This window comes from Ruegeria sp. BC6, assembly GCF_056539185.1.
This window is the reverse complement of record NZ_JBQFUM010000004.1, coordinates 1-15,997: the sequence shown is the minus strand read 5'-3', so window position 1 is coordinate 15,997 and position 15,997 is coordinate 1. Positions and strand designations below refer to the sequence as shown.

Genomic DNA, 15,997 nt, shown 5'->3' with positions numbered 1-15,997 from the left:
AACAATCGATGAGGCTCGGATTGGGCGATACCGATACGCAGGTTTTGCGCCGCCGATGGGTCTTCGGGCTCATCGGCTTCGGCGTTTTGTTGGGTCTGGTCGCGGTGGCGTGGTTGTCGGCGCAGGTGTTTACCGATTTCAACGACCGGCGAGCGGCGCCTTCGGACAATGTCCAATGGACGCTGTCGCAGGTCGAGGTCGACTATCTGTCCTACCTGAACGCTCTGGAAACCGCGTCGGCGGCGCAGGACGCGCAAAATGGCACGTTGGATCTGGTGCGCCGGCGGTTCGATCTGTTTTACAGCCGTGTCGATACGCTGGCCCAATCCCGTGTGTTCCAGCCGTTGCGCCAGGATGACCGGTTCCGCCTGCCGTTGGAGCGGGTGACCCGGCACCTGAACGCCGCAATCCCCTTGATCGACGCGCCGGATGCCGAGCTGTCCGAACAACTGGACGATCTGAAACGCGCGGCCCTTGAGATCGGTCCGCATGTCCGCACGTTGGCCGTTTCCGGCATCTCGTATTTTGCCACCGAGTCAGACCAGCAGCGCACCCAGACCGCGGCAAACCTGCTGCGATTGGCGATTCTGTCGGGGGCCTTGCTTCTGACCCTGGGCGCCGTCAGCGCCTATCTTCTGGTGGTCAACCGGCGCGCCACGCGCCGCGGCCGGGCCCTGCGGCAGGCGAATGAACGGATGAACACGATCCTCTCCACCTCGTTGGACGGGGTGATCGTGGTCGATGCCAAGGGCGACGTGATCGAGTTCAACCCAGCCGCCGAGGCAATATTCGGCTATGCGGCGGATCAGGCTCGGGGGCGCTCGATCGGTGACCTGATCGTGCCGCCGCATCTGCGTGAGGCACATCGCGCCGGCATGGTGCGCATGCAGTCTGGTGGAGAACGTCATGTCGTCGGCAAAGGCCGTGTCCAGTTGGAGGCGATGCGCGCGGATGGCGAGCAGTTCCCGGTCGAACTGGCGCTGCAGTCGGCCCGGGCGGGCGATCAGGAAATCGTCATCGGCTTTGTCCGCGACATCTCGCAGCAGGCGGCGGCGCAGCAGGAACTGATCCATGCCCGCGACCAGGCCCTTGCCGGCGAAAAGGCCAAGGCCGATTTCCTGACCGTGATGAGCCACGAGATCCGCACGCCGCTGAACGGGCTGCTGGGCAACCTCACGCTGTTGAAAAACACCCGCACGACCCGGGAACAGGCACGGTTTGTCGAGAACATGGAAATCTCGGGCCAGATCCTCCTGAGCCACGTCGACACCGTTCTGGACATCGCCCGGTTCGAGGCCGGGAAACTGTCGGTGGCGTTGCAGCCCTCGAACCTGAACGATATCCTGCAAGAGATTGTGGACGGTCAAAGCGGCAACGCTGCCTCGCGGGGGAATTCCATCTCTTGGCAATGGGTGGGCGATGCGCGCCCCTGCGTCGCCGCCGATGCTCAAAGATTGCGGCAGATTCTTCTGAACCTTGTGGGCAATGCCATCAAGTTCACCGAAAACGGTCGGATCTCGATCGAGGTCGAAGTAACCGAGCCTTGCCCCGCTGCAGGCGTCAACATCTTTGAATTCCGCATCATCGACACGGGCATCGGTATCAGCCCGGATGAGGTCGACGTCATCTTTGATGATTTTCACACCAGCGATCCAAGCATCGGTCGGGCCACCGGCGGTACCGGTCTGGGCCTGGGCATCGCACGTCGGTTTGCTGAGGCCATGGGCGGCGAGATCGGCGTTGAAAGCACGCCCGGCGCGGGCAGCGTGTTCTGGGTTCGTCTGCCGCTGCAGGACGCGGAATTGGACGCCAACGTAGACAGTGACCAGCCAAAGGTTCAGCACGCCCAGCCGTTGGACGTGCTGGTGGTTGAAGACAACGAGATCAACCGCGAAGTGATCTGCAACATGCTGAAACTGGACGGTCACCGGGTGACGGTTGCCGAGAACGGCCAACTCGGCGTGGACGCAGCGGCAGCGCATCGGTTCGACGTGATCCTGATGGATATCAGCATGCCGGTCATGGACGGCCCGACGGCCACGCGCCACATCCGCAGCGGGGGCGGGCCTTCGGCGGAGATACCGATCATTGCCGTTTCGGCCAACGTGCTGCCTGATGCGGTCGACGCGTTCCGCGCCGCCGGTATGACGGCCTTTGTCGGCAAGCCGATTGCCCTGGATGCCTTGCGCAAGGCCTTGTCGGTGGTCACCAACCCCGGAGCTTCGACCCGGTCCGAGGACGAAACGGATCATATCGGAGATCTGCGCGCCAGCCTCGGCGCCGACGTCTTTGACCGGTTGCTTGGCAAGTACCTGTCCGAAGGGGATGCCGTCGTCGCTCAGCTTGCCGGACTGGACGGGGTTGAAGCCGATCTGGACCAGGTCGCGCAGGAGTGTCACAGGCTAGCGGGAAGTGCGGCGACCTTTGGTGCGATGGGGTTCCGTGATGCGCTGATTGCGATCGAGATGGCCGCAAAGTCCGCAGACCATCAGCAGGTCGCCGACCTGTTGACCGGTCTGCCCGAGGTTTGGGAGCGGGCAAAGGCTGCCCTGCCCGCCCCCAGCGCGATCAAGGAATGAGCAGCGCGGCGGCCCCGACGATGCCCAGCGACCGGGCGATTTCGGTCACTCCGGTGACCTTGCTGTCGTAACAGGCCACGGCATCACCCGGCAGAACATAGGGATCGAAGTCGTCGCGATCTCCGCGCCGCAGCAGCTTTTCGATATTGCGCTCGATGACGACCGAGGACCCGGTTACGGGGTTGCGCGTGAACAGTACAGCACTGCGGTTGGCGTTCGTGGTTTTCGACCCGCCGACGCAGTTGCTGTCAACCACGGCCTGCAGGAAACGGGTGCCATAGGGCACTTCACGCACGTCGCGTCCGATGGCGGATTCTGCATTGCCCGCAGCGGGTTGGGTCAGGTTCGACATAAACAGTGTCACGCCAGGCGGGCTGATCGGGCTGGGGCGCATCAGCGCGTCCTGAAAGCACCCGCGGCTGTTGACCACGATCTGGTCGCCGGTCAACAGCATGATGTCGGTCGGGTCCGATCCTTCGAACACACCACGCAGATCCATGCGATAGATGCGCCCTTGACGGTGCAGCTCGACGGCTGACAGGTCGGCATCCGGCCGCACCCCGCCCGCGGCCCGCAGTGCCACCGACAGGTTGCGCCCCTCGGTCGAGGCCCCCAGCGCGCCCTGGCGCCGACGGTCCAGGGAATCGCCCGGAACACCGCCGATCTCGACCGAGTGCGGCTCGAACACCGCGCCGCGCACACCCACTGTCACCGAGGCGAAATCGCTGACCCGCACGGTCACGCGGGGTTCGGCGTCATAGAACTGGGCCGCAACCAGAACGCGGGCCACCTCTTGTTCGACCTGCTCGGTGGTGCGGCCCTGGGAGCGCACGGGCGGCAGGTAGGGTAGCTTGAGGTCTCCGTCACGCGAAACGACATAAGCGTCGCTCAGCAGGTCGTCCCCTTCGATGGTGATCTGGACCATGTCGTTGCGTGACAGTTTCTCGCCCAGCAAGGGGCTGAGTGCCGGTTGCGACCATTTCGCATAGGCATTCGCGCCCTGATCGCCGGCCTGCGGCATGCAGCTCTGGCCGTTCATCGCCGCGGCCTGCAGCAATTGCGTATCGCCCCGCCGACGTCCGGGTTCGCGATATTGCGCCTGATAGCTTTCGCCGCGCGATACGGCTTCGATGTTGCGCGGAGTCTGCATGCTGCTGCACCCCAGCAGGGTCGAGGCGCTGACGGCCGTAATAAGGAAGGTCTTGAAATTCATGGTCATTTTCATCTCCTGATCTGTCACAGAAGATAAACCGCGCCGCGCGCCCTGCGTCAGTCCGGCATCGGGATGGCGGTTTGTCCCATTCGGATAGGTCCCTCTCCGAACGGTCCCCTGCCCCGTCCGACCGCGTCCGGGACACAGGCCTTGGCCACCCGTACAACAGAACCAACAACTGTTTTTCGGGACTAAGGCGTCATGACGCACAGCTTTGCACAATCCGGTTTTCTGCGGCACCTGTTGGCCTACACCGCGTCCGAAGTGGCGGCCAAGGCCTCGCGCCTGGTCGTCGTGGTGGCTGTTGCCCGCACCCTCAGCCCCGAAGCGATCGGTCTGGCCGCAGCGGCTCTGGCGGCGGGCGACATCCTCAAGGCGCTGACCGAGAACGGGGTGAACCAGCGTATCATTCAGGCCCCGCCCGAGGAGTTGGCACAGCGGTGCAACACGGCGCACCGCATCTTCTGGGTCTGGTGCTCGGGGCTGTGCCTGCTGCAACTGGCGGTCGCGGCGGCGCTGTTCATCATGGGCCACACCATGCTGGCGATGCTGCTGGCGGTGCTGGCCGGGGAATACCTGTTCATGCCGGCGGGCCTGGTTCAGGCCGCACTGGCAATGCGCGAGGGCAAGCTGCAGCAGACCGCCGCGATCGCCGGCGGGCAAGTCGTGGGGGCCAACGCCCTGACGGCGCTGCTGGCGGTGGTCTGGGCTTCGCCCCTGGCGCTGGTCCTTCCGCGCCTGCTGACTGCACCTGTCTGGCTGGTGCTGATGCGCCGCCTGCGTCGGTGGTCGCCTGATCGTCAGGCCGGGTTTGCAGCCTTGAAACCTTTCGTGGTCTACGGCTGGGCCGTTCTGGGCGTCGAGCTGGTCAAGGTTCTGCGCCTGCAGGCAGACAAGCTGGTGGTGGGGGCCATGATGGGCGCCGAGGCGCTTGGCATTTATTTCATGGCTTTCAATGCGGGGCTTGGGCTGGCCACTTCGTTCACGCAAGCCTTCTCGGTCGTTCTGTTCCCGCATCTGTGCGCGGCCAAGGACAAGCACGGGGCGCTGCGCCACGGGCTGGGCCTGTCGCTGCTGATCCTGACGCCGCTGGTTCTGCTTCAGGCGGCTTTGGCCCCGGTCTATGTGCCGCTGTTGCTGGGACAGGGCTGGGTCGAGATCGCCCCGGCGGTATCGGTTCTGTGCCTTGCAGCCCTGCCGACGGTGATCTGGTCGGCGGTCGCCGGGTGGCTGCGGTCGGAAAACCGCCCCGTCACGGAATTGCGGGTCAGCACGGTTCTGGCCGTGGGCCTGATCGCCAACACGACCCTGATGGCGTCGCTGGGCCTGATGCCCGTCGCCGTCGGGTATGTCTGCACCTGCAGCGCCATCATGCTGGCCGCATCCTGGGCGCTGCTGCCGCGGGGTTCTGCAATCACTCAGGAGGCCCGCGCCCAATGACCCGGTTTTCCATCATCGTTCCCTTCCACAATGACGTGGCAACCATTGCCGCCACCCTGAATAGCCTGCTGGGGCAGAGCTTTGCGGATTTCGAACTCATCTGCGTGGGCGACAAGCCCTCGCGCCAGACGACCGAAGTTGTCCGGCAATTTTGCGCGCGCGACGCCCGGGTGCGGGTTGAGGCCAACCCCAATCGCGGCCCCAGCTCTGCGCGCAACCATGGTGCAACTGTGGCCACCGGCGACATCCTCGCGTTCTGCGACGCGGATGACCTGTGGGTCACCGACAAGCTGGCCCAACTGGACCGGTTGTTTGCAGATACCAGCATTGATGCGGCCTTTGGCCAGATCGGTTTCTTTTCCGAAACCCCCGGCGATTGTCCGACGCGCTCAACGGTTCCCACCGATCCCCTGACCATTCCTGACCTGCTGGCGGAAAACGCGGTGTGCACGATGTCGAACCTTGCAGTGCGCCGCCAGGTGTTCGCTGCTGTCGGCGGGCTGAACCCGGCTGCGGTCCACAACGAAGATCTCGAGCTGCTGATCCGCTTGGCGGGCGAAGGCCACGTGATCATCGGGGTTGACCGCCTGCAGGTCTGGTACCGGACCAGCGGCAGCGGTCTGTCTTCGGACCTCGAGGCGATGCGGGCCGGGCGCGCTCGGGCGGTTGCAACGGCGGCCCGCTACGGCGTTGCGCCGTCGCCCGCGTCCGAGGCGATCTATTTGCGGTACCTGGCCCGGCGCGCGCTGCGTCTGGGCGCGGAACCGTCGATGGCCCGCGCCTATGCCCGCGCCGGACTGGCGCTGAGCGCGCGCAGCTTTCTCAACCCAATCCGCCGCGGTGTACCCACTGCACTTGGCGCGGCACTGGCCCCCGCCCTGCCCCGCCCGATCCGTCAAGCGCTGTTTGCCCGCTGATCCCAACCAGGAGACCCAAAATGCCCCAGGCATCCATCATCGTTCCCGCCTACAACACCGCCGCGACCCTGGCGGAGACTCTGGCCTCGCTTCTGTCGCAGACCCATGATGATTTCGAAATCATCATCGTGGATGACGGCTCGCAGGACGAAACCCCCGCCATTGCCTGCGCCCATGCGACCGACCCAAAAGTGCGGGTGATCCGGCAGGAAAACCGCGGCCTCGCTGGGGCGCGCAATACCGGCATCGCGGCCGCGCGGGGAGATTTCGTCGGCTTTTGCGACGCCGACGATTTGTGGCTGCCCGAAAAGCTGGCCACCCATGTACGCCACCTGCAGGCCGAACCCGACGTTGCGATCAGCTATTCCGGCAGTGCCATGATTGACGAGGGTGGTCGGCTGATGCGCGTCCGCCAGTCGCCACGCCTGCGGGACGTGACGGCGGCACATGTCCTGAAACGCAACCCGATCGGCAATGGATCGGCAGCGGTGATGCGCAAATCGGCCTTGCTGGATCTGGCCTACCGTCCGGCGTTCGAGACCAAGCGCGACTGGGTCTTCGACGAAACCTTTCGCCAGTCCGAGGACATCGAATGCTGGCTGCGGCTGATGTTGACGACGGATTGGCAGATCGCAGGCGTGCCGGGGTTACTGACCCGCTACCGGATCCATGCGACCGGCCTGTCGGCGGCCTTGGACCGGCAGTTGCAAGCGTGGGAGAGGATGGCCGACAAGCTGCGTCCGCTGAACCCCGAATTTTTTGCCCGGCACGAGGCGGCGGCGCGTGCCTACCAGCTGCGTTATCTTGCGCGCCGCGCGGTCAGCAATCTGGATGCGCACAAGGCTTGGGAGCTTGCGCAGCGGTCGGTTTCAACCAGCGCCCGGCCCCTGATCGAAGAACCCGCCAAAACGTTGACCACCATCATCGCGGCCGCAGCCCTGCGCGCGGTCGGGCCAGCGCCTGTTGTTCAAGCCGGTCGCCTCATGCGCCGCCAGACTTCCATCTGAACCGAGGTTTCCAAATGTCCAAGATCACCGTTCTTCACCTTGTTGATGACACCACGGCCGGTGGGGTCATGCGTATGCTCGACCATCTTGCGCAGCTGCCCGAACTGGCCGACGAAGTCCACCAGAAGGTTCGCCCGGTCAAGCGGACCGCCTTCAGCTGGGGCAGTTTCGACGCCGATGTCATCGTGTGCCACATCGCCCCCGGCTGGCGTTGCCTGCCGGCCTTCTCGGCCTTGCGGGCAATGCATCCCACCACGCGGCTGGTGCATGTCGAACACAGCTATACCCGGTCTTTCACCGCCTTGAACGTGCCGCACAAGCGGCGGTTCTTTGCGATGCTGCGCGTGACCTATTCGTTGTTCGATCAGGTCATCGCCGTCAGCAAGGCGCAGGCCGGCTGGATGGCCGAACGTCGGTTGGCCCCGGCATCCAAACTGAGCGTGATCTCGCCGCAGGTTGACCTGAGCGCAGTTGCGCGCGCAGCCGGGCCGGTCGAGGCGGCCCGGGTCATCGGTGCGATCGGACGGCTCGAGCCGCAGAAAGGCTTCGATCTGCTGATCGAAGGATTTCGCATGTGCCCCAACCCCGATGCACGGCTTGTGATCTTTGGCGAAGGCAGCCAGCGCGACCGCCTTGCAGCCTTGGCCGCAGGCGACCGACGGATCGAGTTTCGGGGCCACGCCGACGACCCGGCCGAAGCCTATCGGGTCGTGGACGTGGTGGCGATGCCCTCGCGATGGGAGGCCTACGGGCTGGTCGCGGATGAGGCGCGCGCGGCGCGGCGTCCGGTCATCGTCAGCATGGTCGACGGTCTGCGTGACCGGATCGGGGCAAGCGGCGTGATCCCGTGCGGGTCCGATCCCAAGGCGTGGCGCAAATCGATCGAGGCGATTCTGGCGGGTACGCCTCCGGTGGTTCCCGTCCTGGCGCCCAAGGCTGACAGATCCCGCTATGCACAGCGGTGGCAGCAGGTGTTCGACCCGGCCAAACGGTTGTGAGGGCGGCGTGGCCACGGCTACGGCAAAGGGCGCCACAAGAACCAGCGGCAATGTCCGGGCGGGTTTTGCGTGTGCGTGTTGGCCAGGCGACCAAAGGGCTCGAAGCCCGAAGCCTGATAGAACCGTGTGGCGGCCGGGTTGGATGTGTCCAGCCACGCAGAATGACACCCGCGTCGGCGCGCCTCGTCAAAGGCGTGGTCCAGCAACTGCCGACCCAAACCGCGGCGTCGATGGGCCGGGTCGATCCACAAGGTCTTGATCAGCAGCCACCCATAGGAGGTGGCGCCATGCAGGCCGCCAACCCGGCCCTCGCCGTCCTGCGCAATCAGCGTGATGCTGTCATTGACCCCTTGGGGCGCAGTGGCCCGCAATTCCGCAAGAAGGGCTTGCTCGACCCAGTCCGCTTGCCCGGGGGCGGAAACAATGGACGGTCCCGCCATCGGTCAGTCCGGTATCCATTGGGCGGGGACCGGTGCAGCGCCGTTCATGCCGGGGTGGTTTCCGCGTTCAGGATCTCGATCACCATCGCGGCCGTCCAGGTAAAGCTGCTGCCGCCGCAGGGTTCGGCAGTGACTGGATCGTAATACTCGGCAAAGCCGCTTTGCTCGATCAGGCGCAGGCTGTCGTCGACGATCCGCTGCACGATCCGGGTCTGGCCCGCGCGTTTCAGACCATCGGCGATCATGTAGTTCACGATCAGCCAGACCGGCCCGCGCCAGTACCTTAGTCCGTCGAATTCAGGGGCCGCCGGGTCGTGGCTGGGCACCAGATACGGGACTGCGGCTCCGATGGCGTCCAACCGCTGGGCGATGGCCTGCGCGCGGTGCTCGGGGATGGGACAGAACGCCGCCAACAAGCCGCCGATCGAGGGGCTGTCGATCAGCGCCCCGGTGGCCCGATCAAAGCACAGATATTGCCCGCGGGTCTCGCTCCACAGGGCGTCCATCGCCGCGATGCCCGCCTGCGCAAAGGCGCGCGAAGCGCTGGCGATCTCGGCCTCGCCCAAGTCGTCGGCCAGCGCAGCAAGGTCAAGGCACGAGCGGATCAGGATCGCGTTGAATCCCGGGTCCACGACCCGGAACGGCGAGGCGTCATGTAGCTTGGAATTGTCCCAGCCAAGGCCGCGGAAATGTTGCACCAGCCAGATATAGCGGCGGTATTCTTCATCGGTCGGCCTGTGCGCCGGGTTGGCATGGGCCACGTCGCGACGCTGGAACGGGGCCACGCCCTCGGTCGGGACCCGGGCCAGCGCTGCGTCCCAATCGACCGAGTTGTCGCGCCCCGATTCCCACGGGTGGATGATGGCGACCAGACCGGTGCCCTGCGGGTCGCGGTTGGTATAGAACCATTGGTGCCAGGCGTGGATCTTGGGCAGCAGGGCGCGGGCCTGCGCATCGGCCAGCGCCCGGTTTTTGGCCCGCGCATGGATCCGCCGCACGGCGAACCCGGCCACCGCCGGCTGCGTGATGCCCGAGGTGGGAACCGCGCGGCCCGTGGCCCAGACATCCGGCCCTGGGAAATAGCCGTCATTCATCTCGTGGAAGATGATATGCGGCACCATGCCATCATCCCACTGATGCCGGAACAAGGTCTCGATCTCGCGCCAGGCGCGGGCCTCGTCGAAATGCGAGAACCCAAGGGCGCTGAGCGCGCTGTCCCAGTTCCACTGGAACGGATAGAGGCCGTGGGTGGGCACCGTGTAGTCGCCCCGGTCATTTCGGGCCAGAACGGCGCGGGCCTGTTCGATCAGATCCTGTTTCATTGCGCGCTCCTCAGGCCACGGCCAGGGTTGTTTCGGGGTCGAACCAGCGCACCCGGTCGGGCTGCGGGGCCAGGGTCAGGGTGTCGCCGCGGCGGACGGTCAGATCGCTGTCCAGAACCGCGCGGAACAAGGCGCCATCCACGCTGCAGGTGACCAGAAGGTGCGCGCCCAACGGTTCGACCACCTTGACCGTGGCGGCCAGGCCCGTGTCGGCCGGGCGCAGATCCTCGGGGCGGATGGCGAAATGCAGCGGCGTGGTTCGGGACGGCCCGTCGAGGATCTGGCCCGCGACGGTCCATTTGCCGTCTCCGGACGGGGTGGCGGGCAGGAAGTTCATCGGCGGATTGCCGATGAATCCGGCCACGAACTCGGCCGCCGGGTTGCGGTAGACCTCGATCGGCGAGGCCGCCTGAACGATCTTGCCCTGATGCATCACGCTGATCCGGTCGGCCATGCTCATGGCTTCGACCTGGTCGTGGGTGACATAGATGGCGGTGGTGTTGCTTTCGGCCAGAACGCCTTTGAGCTCGGCCCGCATCTCCATCCGCAGCAGCGCGTCCAGGTTCGACAGGGGCTCGTCCATCAGGATCACGTCGGGCTCCATCGCCAGGGCGCGGGCCACGGCGACGCGCTGGCGCTGACCGCCGGACAGCTCGCCCGAATAGCGCCCCAGCAGCTGGTCGATATGCATCAGACCCGCCGTGCGCTCGACCCGGCGCTTGACCTCGTCATTGGGCAGTTTCTGCATCCGCAGGCCGAACCCGATGTTCTCGAACACGGTCAGATGCGGGAACACGGCATAGTTCTGGAACACCATGGCGATGCCCCGATCCTTGGGCGGCAGGTGGTCCACTCGGCGCCCGCCGATCCAGACCTCGCCCTCGGTCGCGGTCTCCAGCCCGGCGATGATCCGCAGCAGCGTGGTCTTGCCGCAGCCCGAGGCCCCTAGCAGAACCATGAATTCCTGGTCCTGGATGGTCAGGTTGATGTCGTGCAGCGCCTGATAGCTGCCAAAGCGTTTCGCGACATTCTTGATTTGAATTTCTGCCATTATTCCAACTCCTTGGGGCCGTCAGCGGTTGGCGATGCCCCACATGGCGAACAGGTATTTGCGCACGGCGAAGATGAAGATCAGTGCCGGAACGACAAGGATGAAACCGCCCGCGAATTTCAGATGCAGCGGCGAGGTGTCGAGGTTCTGCAGCAAAAAGGCCGTCAGGGTCCGGTTCTCGATCGTCAGGACGGCGGCGGCGAACACCTCGTTCCACGAGATCACGAAGGCGAAGATGGCCGAGGCCGTGATCCCCGGCAGGATCAGTGGCAGCACCACCTTGGTGAAGGCGGTCAGCCGGGTGCAGCCCAGCGTCCAGGCGGCCTCTTCCAGTTCCAGCGGGATGCCGGAAAACAGCGAGAACGTGATCAGCACCGCAAACGGGATGGCCAGCGTGGTGTGCACCAGCGACAGGCCGAATACCGTGTCATCCAGCCCGGTCTGGATGAACATCACCGCCAAGGGCAGTGCCAGCAGCGGCAGCGGAAAGGCGCGGGTCAGCAGGATCAGCAGGCGGAACGCCTCTTTCCCGCGAAAGTCGAACCGCGACAGGGCATAGCCTGCCGGCGCGCCGATCAGGATCGACATGATCATCGTCAGACCCGCCACCAGGATCGAGTTCTTGAGCGCGGTCAGGATGCCCGCGAAGCCCGCAAAGAACCCCAGGCTCCCCAGGTCGAATTCGGGGATGAAGGGCTTGGGAAAGCTGTTCACCGTTTCCGGCGAAGACAGCGTGTTGATCAGCAGGAAATACAGCGGCACCAGCACCCAGGCGCACAGTAGCACCACCGCGGCGATGTAGACATAGCGTCCGGCCCGACGCGTATCGGGCGCGGCGACATCGGTCGTGACGGTCGTCATATCGTGGCTCCTTTCGGGACACGCAGGGCGCGCAGGATGATCAGGGTGAACCCGATCGAGATGGCGAGGATGATCAGCGCCATCGCCGCCGCTGCGCCGCTGTCAAGCAGGTCGAACTGATAGGCGTAGGTTTCGCTCATGAGGACGGGGAAAAGGGTGCCGCCCAGGGCCAGCACCACGGCGAAGACCTCGAAGGCCAGGATCACGCGCAGCACCAGTGCCGTCTGCAGCGACGGGCGCAGCAGCGGCAGCGTGATGCGGGTGAAGCGTTTCCAGGGCGAGGCGCCAAAGACCTCGGCCGCCTCGTAATATTCCTTGGGGATCAGGCCGATCCCGGCGACCAGGATCACCAGCATGATCGCCGTGGCGCGCCAGATCTCGGCCAGGGCGATGGCCAGGAACACCACGCCGGGGTGCTGATAGCTGAGGAAATTCACCGGCCGGTCCACTACGCCCAGCCCAGAAAGCATGGAGTTCAGGAAGCCCGACTGTTCGAAGATCGCCAGCCAGATGATGCCCGCGGCCAGATCCGAGATACCCAGTGGGATGGTCCAGACATACAGCACCAGGTCGCGCCCTCGCTGCATCTTGTTGACCATCGTGGCCATCAGCAGCGCCAGCGCCAGTTGCACCGGAACCACCGCCGCCGCCAGCAGCAGCGTATTCTGCAGCGAGATCGGGAATTTCCAGTACCCTACCACCTGCCGGAAATTGTCCAGCGTGAATCCGTCGCCGGTACTGAAGGCCTGTTTGGCGACCAGGACGAAAGGATACAGAAAGAACAGGCACAGAAACGCCGTCACAGGCAGGATCAGCACATAGGGCAACACTCGAGCGTTCATCAGATCGCTCCTTTCCTTGCGGAAGTTCCGGTGGTTTCGGGCAAAGAGTTCGGGGGGGACACCGGGCCTGCGTCAAGCCCGGTGTCAGGATCGGGTCAGACCCTTATTCGACGGGGCACGGACCGTCCGAAGGTGCATCCGGAGCCCAGCAGGGCGCGCCGGTCTCCTGCATGATCGCCTGCAACGCGCCTTTCTGATCGTCCAGCACGGTACGGATGTCCTGACCGCCCAGTACGATCCGCTCGAACGCATCTGTATAGACGCGGTTGAAGTCACCGCCCTTGTCGCCCAGTCCCGCGGGCAGCAGCCCGGGGTTGGCATCGGCCGAGCCACTCATCTTGGCGACCGCGTCGCCTGCGGCTTTTACGGCTGGCGGCAGGTCGTCGGGCAGGTCAACCGCGACGACCGGGAAGAAGTTCGTCGCGCGCAGCGTGGCGATCTGGGTTTCCGGCTTCATCATGTAGGCAACCAGAGCTTTGGACGCTTCCATGTCCGGTGCGGTTTTGGGGATCGCAACCCCAGCCAGAACCGGCATGAAGCCGCGCCCGGTCGGGCCCGCCGGGGCCGGGAAGGCCACGAAGTCATCAGGCCGCTCGTTGAAGGCCTGCGCCAGACGCGAGGTGTGGTCGAAAACGATCCAGGCGTCGCCCGACAACAGCTGTTCCTGCATGAACGAGAAGTTGGTCGAGGCCGGGTTGGTATGCGTCCACAGCTCGCGGAATTTTTCCCACGCGGTCACGGCATCGTCGCTGGCAAAGGTCCGCACCACGCCGTTCGTATAGGACGGATACAGATAGCCCTGGAAGAAGCGGTGCTTCAGGCCCTTGGGCCCGGCCGGAAAGCCGAATTTCGGCTCGCCCGCTGCCTCATGGGCGTTGGCGGCCCATTCGATCAGCTGGTCATAGGTCAATGCATTGATGTCTGCGCCTTCGGGCAGGTACTGCAGCGCTTCTTTGTTGGCCGCCATGATATAGCTGGCCTGCATCCAGGGAATGTATTGCAGGCTGCCTGCTCCCAGCGTCGCCAGTTCGTTGAACGTGTCCGAGGCCGAGGCGATGCCCAGATCATCCAGGTCGACCAGGTCATCGGGGTTCATGGCCGAGAAATCACCATGCAGCGCGCCCAGAACGCCGATCGTGCCCGAGCCGGCCTGCAATTCGGCTTGAAGACGCGTCAGCCAGGGGCCGCCGTCATTGGGCTGGTAATCCACGCCACCCTCGAAGCCTGAAAGAACCTGTTCGCGCATGGCCTGCGCCTCTTCGACCGGCTTGGCCTGTGTCGACCAGAACAGAACCTCGGCCTGCGCCACGTTTGTGACCAGGGCCAGAACAAGGCCGGATGCGGCACCGACCAGCTTGGATTGAATTGACATGGACTCCTCCCAGAGTTTCGATTGGGCCTTTTGCCCGTTCTGCCCGGTGAGGTCGGTTTTCTGTGCTTGTCGTGCGACGACTCACCCTAGGCGATGTCAATAGCATGGTATAACGATATATCTAGCGTCAACGAATATTTTCCAATCGGCTGGCCCGAACTTTAGAAAATTGTGGGAATTGCTCGTTGCAATGCCTCAGTGAGTTGGGCATTTTGATGATGCAACGATATATCAGAAGTCCGAGCAATGCCCGCCAAACCCACCCTCGCCAGTGTCGCCAAAGCCGCCGGAGTCTCGATCCCGACGGTAAGCCAGGTGATGCGCGGCACCGGGCGGATTTCCGAGCAGACCCGCAAGAAAGTGCTGCAAGCAGCCGAGGCCTTGCACTATGTCACGGACTCGCGCGCGGCGTCGATGCGATCAGGCGAGAACCGGGAGATCGGGTTCGTTCTGAACCAGTTCGCAAACCCGTTCAACGCCGAAGTGGTCAGCGGCGCGGTCGAGTTGCTGGAGGCCGAGGGGTATTTGGTTTCGATCCTGGACACGCGCGACGACGCGGACCGGCAGGGCAAGCAATTGCGGGATTTCATTCGCAACGGACGCGGCGGCCTGCTGTGGGTGCCTGCGCTGGAGACCACGGCAGAAACCCTTCAACTCTTGCGCACGCATGGTTTGCCCACGGTGACCTTTCTGCGCCATGTCAGCCCTGATTTTGATCATGTGGGCATCAGAAATGCCGAAGCGACCGCGACCGCGACCAATCACCTGGCGGAACTGGGGCACAGGCACATCGCATTCTTCGGCGGCATCGGCATGAACCCCGTTCGAAAGCAGCGCATAGCCGGGTATGAGCGTACGCTGCAGGACTTGTCTTTGGGGCCGCCGATCATCTGGCCCTCACCTGACACCAAGCGTGCGGGTATGCAGGAGATGCTGAAATTGCACGACGCCCATCCTGAGGTCACGGCGGTGGTCTGCAATGGCGACATGGTCGCTTTGGGGGCGTGTTTCGGCCTGATGCGGGCTGGGTTGCAGCCGGGGCGGGATGTTTCGATTGTTGGATTTGACGATACCGAGGATGCCTCGGTCGCAATTCCCGCGCTCAGTACCATGGCGGTTTCGCCAAAGCGGTTGGGCCGCAAGCTCGCACGTACTCTGCTGGACAGGATAAAAGACCCTGACATGCCGGTAGTCGTGTCCGAAGTTTCAGCCCGGTTCATCGCACGGGAAACCACGGGACCGCTGCAGAAGGACCGCTGACGAGTCAGGCGCGCGTATCCGGCAAGGTCTCACTCCACTTCCGCAGCTCGTCCAGAAAACCCAGCGCGGTGCGTCCACGGTCGGTCACGGAGTACTGCACCGAAACCGGTGAGGTTTCGAGCACTTGGCGGTGCACCAGGCCCTGTTGCTCCAATTGGCGCAAGCGTTCGGCGATCATCTTTTTGCTGGCGCCACCGATCATCCGGGCCAAGTCATTGAATCGTACCGGCTCGTCTTTGAGATGCCACAGGATCGACCCGGTCCACTTGCCACCAATGATCCGCATGCCGCGCTCGATGGGGCATGGTTCGCTGCACGCATCCACTGCTTGCCGCTTGCCTTGGTCGTCCTGTTCGATACGGGCACGCATCACCTTCTCCAGTCCAGTCACAGGTTACAAAAAGTAAACTGGTTGCAATTCATCACTACTGTTCTCAAGTTCGGTTTCACCCCGACCGAAGTCAAGGGGCAAGCAGTTTCAAAACCAAGGATATGGACATGAGCAAGATCCTGATCGTGAACGGTACGCAGCCTTATGAATTCGCACCTGGCCGCCTGAATGCGTCGCTGGTGCAACGGGCGCAGGACGCGCTGACCGGCATGGGCCACGAGGTGCGCGTGACCACGGTTGCCGAAGGATACGACATCAATGCCGAGATCGACGCCCATGTCTGGGCGGATGTGGTCATCATGCA

14 protein-coding genes and 1 pseudogene are annotated in these 15,997 nt (G+C 64.2%); 7 read left to right on the top strand and 8 right to left on the bottom strand.

Annotated elements, in window-relative coordinates; all coding sequences use genetic code 11:
* Positions 1-8 precede the first annotated feature (8 nt).
* Positions 9-2,579 (top strand): hybrid sensor histidine kinase/response regulator, encoded by a 2,571-nt coding sequence (locus tag ACR0MM_RS12795; protein ID WP_480696535.1) that lies wholly within the window; start codon positions 9-11, stop codon positions 2,577-2,579.
* Here ACR0MM_RS12795 and ACR0MM_RS12790 read toward each other — a convergent pair.
* Positions 2,569-3,798, bottom strand: a complete 1,230-nt coding sequence (locus ACR0MM_RS12790) for a polysaccharide biosynthesis/export family protein (RefSeq protein ID WP_480696533.1) — start codon at positions 3,796-3,798, stop codon at positions 2,569-2,571. The two genes, ACR0MM_RS12795 and ACR0MM_RS12790, sit on opposite strands and share 11 nt — an antisense overlap.
* A gap of 195 nt (positions 3,799-3,993) precedes the next feature.
* Between ACR0MM_RS12790 and ACR0MM_RS12785 the strand changes: the two genes are divergently transcribed.
* Genes ACR0MM_RS12785 through ACR0MM_RS12770 form a run of 4 tightly spaced genes read left to right on the top strand, consistent with a single transcriptional unit; the run spans position 3,994 to position 8,154 of the window.
* On the top strand, positions 3,994-5,232 hold the full coding sequence (locus ACR0MM_RS12785) for an oligosaccharide flippase family protein (protein ID WP_480696531.1): 1,239 nt from the start codon (positions 3,994-3,996) through the stop codon (positions 5,230-5,232).
* Positions 5,229-6,149 (top strand): glycosyltransferase family 2 protein, encoded by a 921-nt coding sequence (locus tag ACR0MM_RS12780; protein ID WP_480696529.1) that lies wholly within the window; start codon positions 5,229-5,231, stop codon positions 6,147-6,149. The genes ACR0MM_RS12785 and ACR0MM_RS12780 overlap by 4 nt, the downstream gene beginning before the upstream one ends.
* A gap of 20 nt (positions 6,150-6,169) precedes the next feature.
* Positions 6,170-7,156 carry a glycosyltransferase family 2 protein gene (locus tag ACR0MM_RS12775; RefSeq protein ID WP_480696527.1) on the top strand — a complete coding sequence of 329 codons (987 nt, stop codon included), beginning with the start codon at positions 6,170-6,172 and terminating at the stop codon, positions 7,154-7,156.
* A 14-nt stretch (positions 7,157-7,170) separates the two neighbouring features.
* Positions 7,171-8,154 carry a glycosyltransferase family 4 protein gene (locus ACR0MM_RS12770; RefSeq protein WP_480696525.1) on the top strand — a complete coding sequence of 328 codons (984 nt, stop codon included), beginning with the start codon at positions 7,171-7,173 and terminating at the stop codon, positions 8,152-8,154.
* Positions 8,155-8,171: 17 nt separating this feature from the next.
* Here the strand turns inward: ACR0MM_RS12770 and ACR0MM_RS12765 are convergent, their stop codons facing one another.
* From ACR0MM_RS12765 to ACR0MM_RS12740, 6 genes are all read right to left on the bottom strand, one after another.
* A complete protein-coding gene (locus tag ACR0MM_RS12765) occupies positions 8,172-8,594 on the bottom strand; it encodes a GNAT family N-acetyltransferase (protein WP_170529897.1) in 423 nt (140 codons plus the stop codon).
* Positions 8,595-8,638: 44 nt separating this feature from the next.
* Entirely contained in the window at positions 8,639-9,916 is a 1,278-nt protein-coding gene (locus ACR0MM_RS12760; RefSeq protein WP_480696523.1) for an amylo-alpha-1,6-glucosidase, read from the bottom strand.
* Between the two features lie 10 nt (positions 9,917-9,926).
* Positions 9,927-10,967, bottom strand: a complete 1,041-nt coding sequence (locus tag ACR0MM_RS12755) for an ABC transporter ATP-binding protein (RefSeq protein ID WP_170391516.1) — start codon at positions 10,965-10,967, stop codon at positions 9,927-9,929.
* 21 nt (positions 10,968-10,988) lie between these two features.
* On the bottom strand, positions 10,989-11,828 hold the full coding sequence (locus tag ACR0MM_RS12750; RefSeq protein ID WP_170341552.1) for a carbohydrate ABC transporter permease: 840 nt from the start codon (positions 11,826-11,828) through the stop codon (positions 10,989-10,991).
* On the bottom strand, positions 11,825-12,670 hold the full coding sequence (locus ACR0MM_RS12745) for a carbohydrate ABC transporter permease (protein WP_005976918.1): 846 nt from the start codon (positions 12,668-12,670) through the stop codon (positions 11,825-11,827). The genes ACR0MM_RS12750 and ACR0MM_RS12745 overlap by 4 nt, the downstream gene beginning before the upstream one ends.
* 103 nt (positions 12,671-12,773) lie before the next feature.
* Complete coding sequence (locus ACR0MM_RS12740; RefSeq protein WP_480696520.1) at positions 12,774-14,042, bottom strand: ABC transporter substrate-binding protein; 1,269 nt, start codon at positions 14,040-14,042, stop codon at positions 12,774-12,776.
* A gap of 246 nt (positions 14,043-14,288) precedes the next feature.
* Here ACR0MM_RS12740 and ACR0MM_RS12735 point away from each other — a divergent pair, with 246 nt between their 5' ends.
* Positions 14,289-15,302, top strand: a complete 1,014-nt coding sequence (locus ACR0MM_RS12735; RefSeq protein WP_170435748.1) for a LacI family DNA-binding transcriptional regulator — start codon at positions 14,289-14,291, stop codon at positions 15,300-15,302.
* Between the two features lie 4 nt (positions 15,303-15,306).
* Here the strand turns inward: ACR0MM_RS12735 and ACR0MM_RS12730 are convergent, their stop codons facing one another.
* On the bottom strand, positions 15,307-15,672 hold the full coding sequence (locus tag ACR0MM_RS12730) for a winged helix-turn-helix transcriptional regulator (RefSeq protein WP_170359492.1): 366 nt from the start codon (positions 15,670-15,672) through the stop codon (positions 15,307-15,309).
* Between the two features lie 128 nt (positions 15,673-15,800).
* On the opposite strand from ACR0MM_RS12730, the pseudogene ACR0MM_RS12725 reads away from it, so the two are divergent.
* A pseudogene (locus tag ACR0MM_RS12725) lies at positions 15,801-15,997 on the top strand (NAD(P)H-dependent oxidoreductase); the annotation flags it as partial.

Excerpts from the sequence above, each read along its gene's own strand:
- ACR0MM_RS12795 (WP_480696535.1), top strand. The coding sequence starts at position 9 with ATGAGGCTCGGATTGGGCGATACCGATACGCAGGTTTTGCGCCGCCGA.
- ACR0MM_RS12790 (WP_480696533.1), bottom strand. The coding sequence starts at position 3,798 with ATGACCATGAATTTCAAGACCTTCCTTATTACGGCCGTCAGCGCCTCG.
- ACR0MM_RS12785 (WP_480696531.1), top strand. The coding sequence starts at position 3,994 with ATGACGCACAGCTTTGCACAATCCGGTTTTCTGCGGCACCTGTTGGCC.
- ACR0MM_RS12780 (WP_480696529.1), top strand. The coding sequence starts at position 5,229 with ATGACCCGGTTTTCCATCATCGTTCCCTTCCACAATGACGTGGCAACC.
- ACR0MM_RS12775 (WP_480696527.1), top strand. The coding sequence starts at position 6,170 with ATGCCCCAGGCATCCATCATCGTTCCCGCCTACAACACCGCCGCGACC.
- ACR0MM_RS12770 (WP_480696525.1), top strand. The coding sequence starts at position 7,171 with ATGTCCAAGATCACCGTTCTTCACCTTGTTGATGACACCACGGCCGGT.
- ACR0MM_RS12765 (WP_170529897.1), bottom strand. The coding sequence starts at position 8,594 with ATGGCGGGACCGTCCATTGTTTCCGCCCCCGGGCAAGCGGACTGGGTC.
- ACR0MM_RS12760 (WP_480696523.1), bottom strand. The coding sequence starts at position 9,916 with ATGAAACAGGATCTGATCGAACAGGCCCGCGCCGTTCTGGCCCGAAAT.
- ACR0MM_RS12755 (WP_170391516.1), bottom strand. The coding sequence starts at position 10,967 with ATGGCAGAAATTCAAATCAAGAATGTCGCGAAACGCTTTGGCAGCTAT.
- ACR0MM_RS12750 (WP_170341552.1), bottom strand. The coding sequence starts at position 11,828 with ATGACGACCGTCACGACCGATGTCGCCGCGCCCGATACGCGTCGGGCC.
- ACR0MM_RS12745 (WP_005976918.1), bottom strand. The coding sequence starts at position 12,670 with ATGAACGCTCGAGTGTTGCCCTATGTGCTGATCCTGCCTGTGACGGCG.
- ACR0MM_RS12740 (WP_480696520.1), bottom strand. The coding sequence starts at position 14,042 with ATGTCAATTCAATCCAAGCTGGTCGGTGCCGCATCCGGCCTTGTTCTG.
- ACR0MM_RS12735 (WP_170435748.1), top strand. The coding sequence starts at position 14,289 with ATGCCCGCCAAACCCACCCTCGCCAGTGTCGCCAAAGCCGCCGGAGTC.
- ACR0MM_RS12730 (WP_170359492.1), bottom strand. The coding sequence starts at position 15,672 with ATGCGTGCCCGTATCGAACAGGACGACCAAGGCAAGCGGCAAGCAGTG.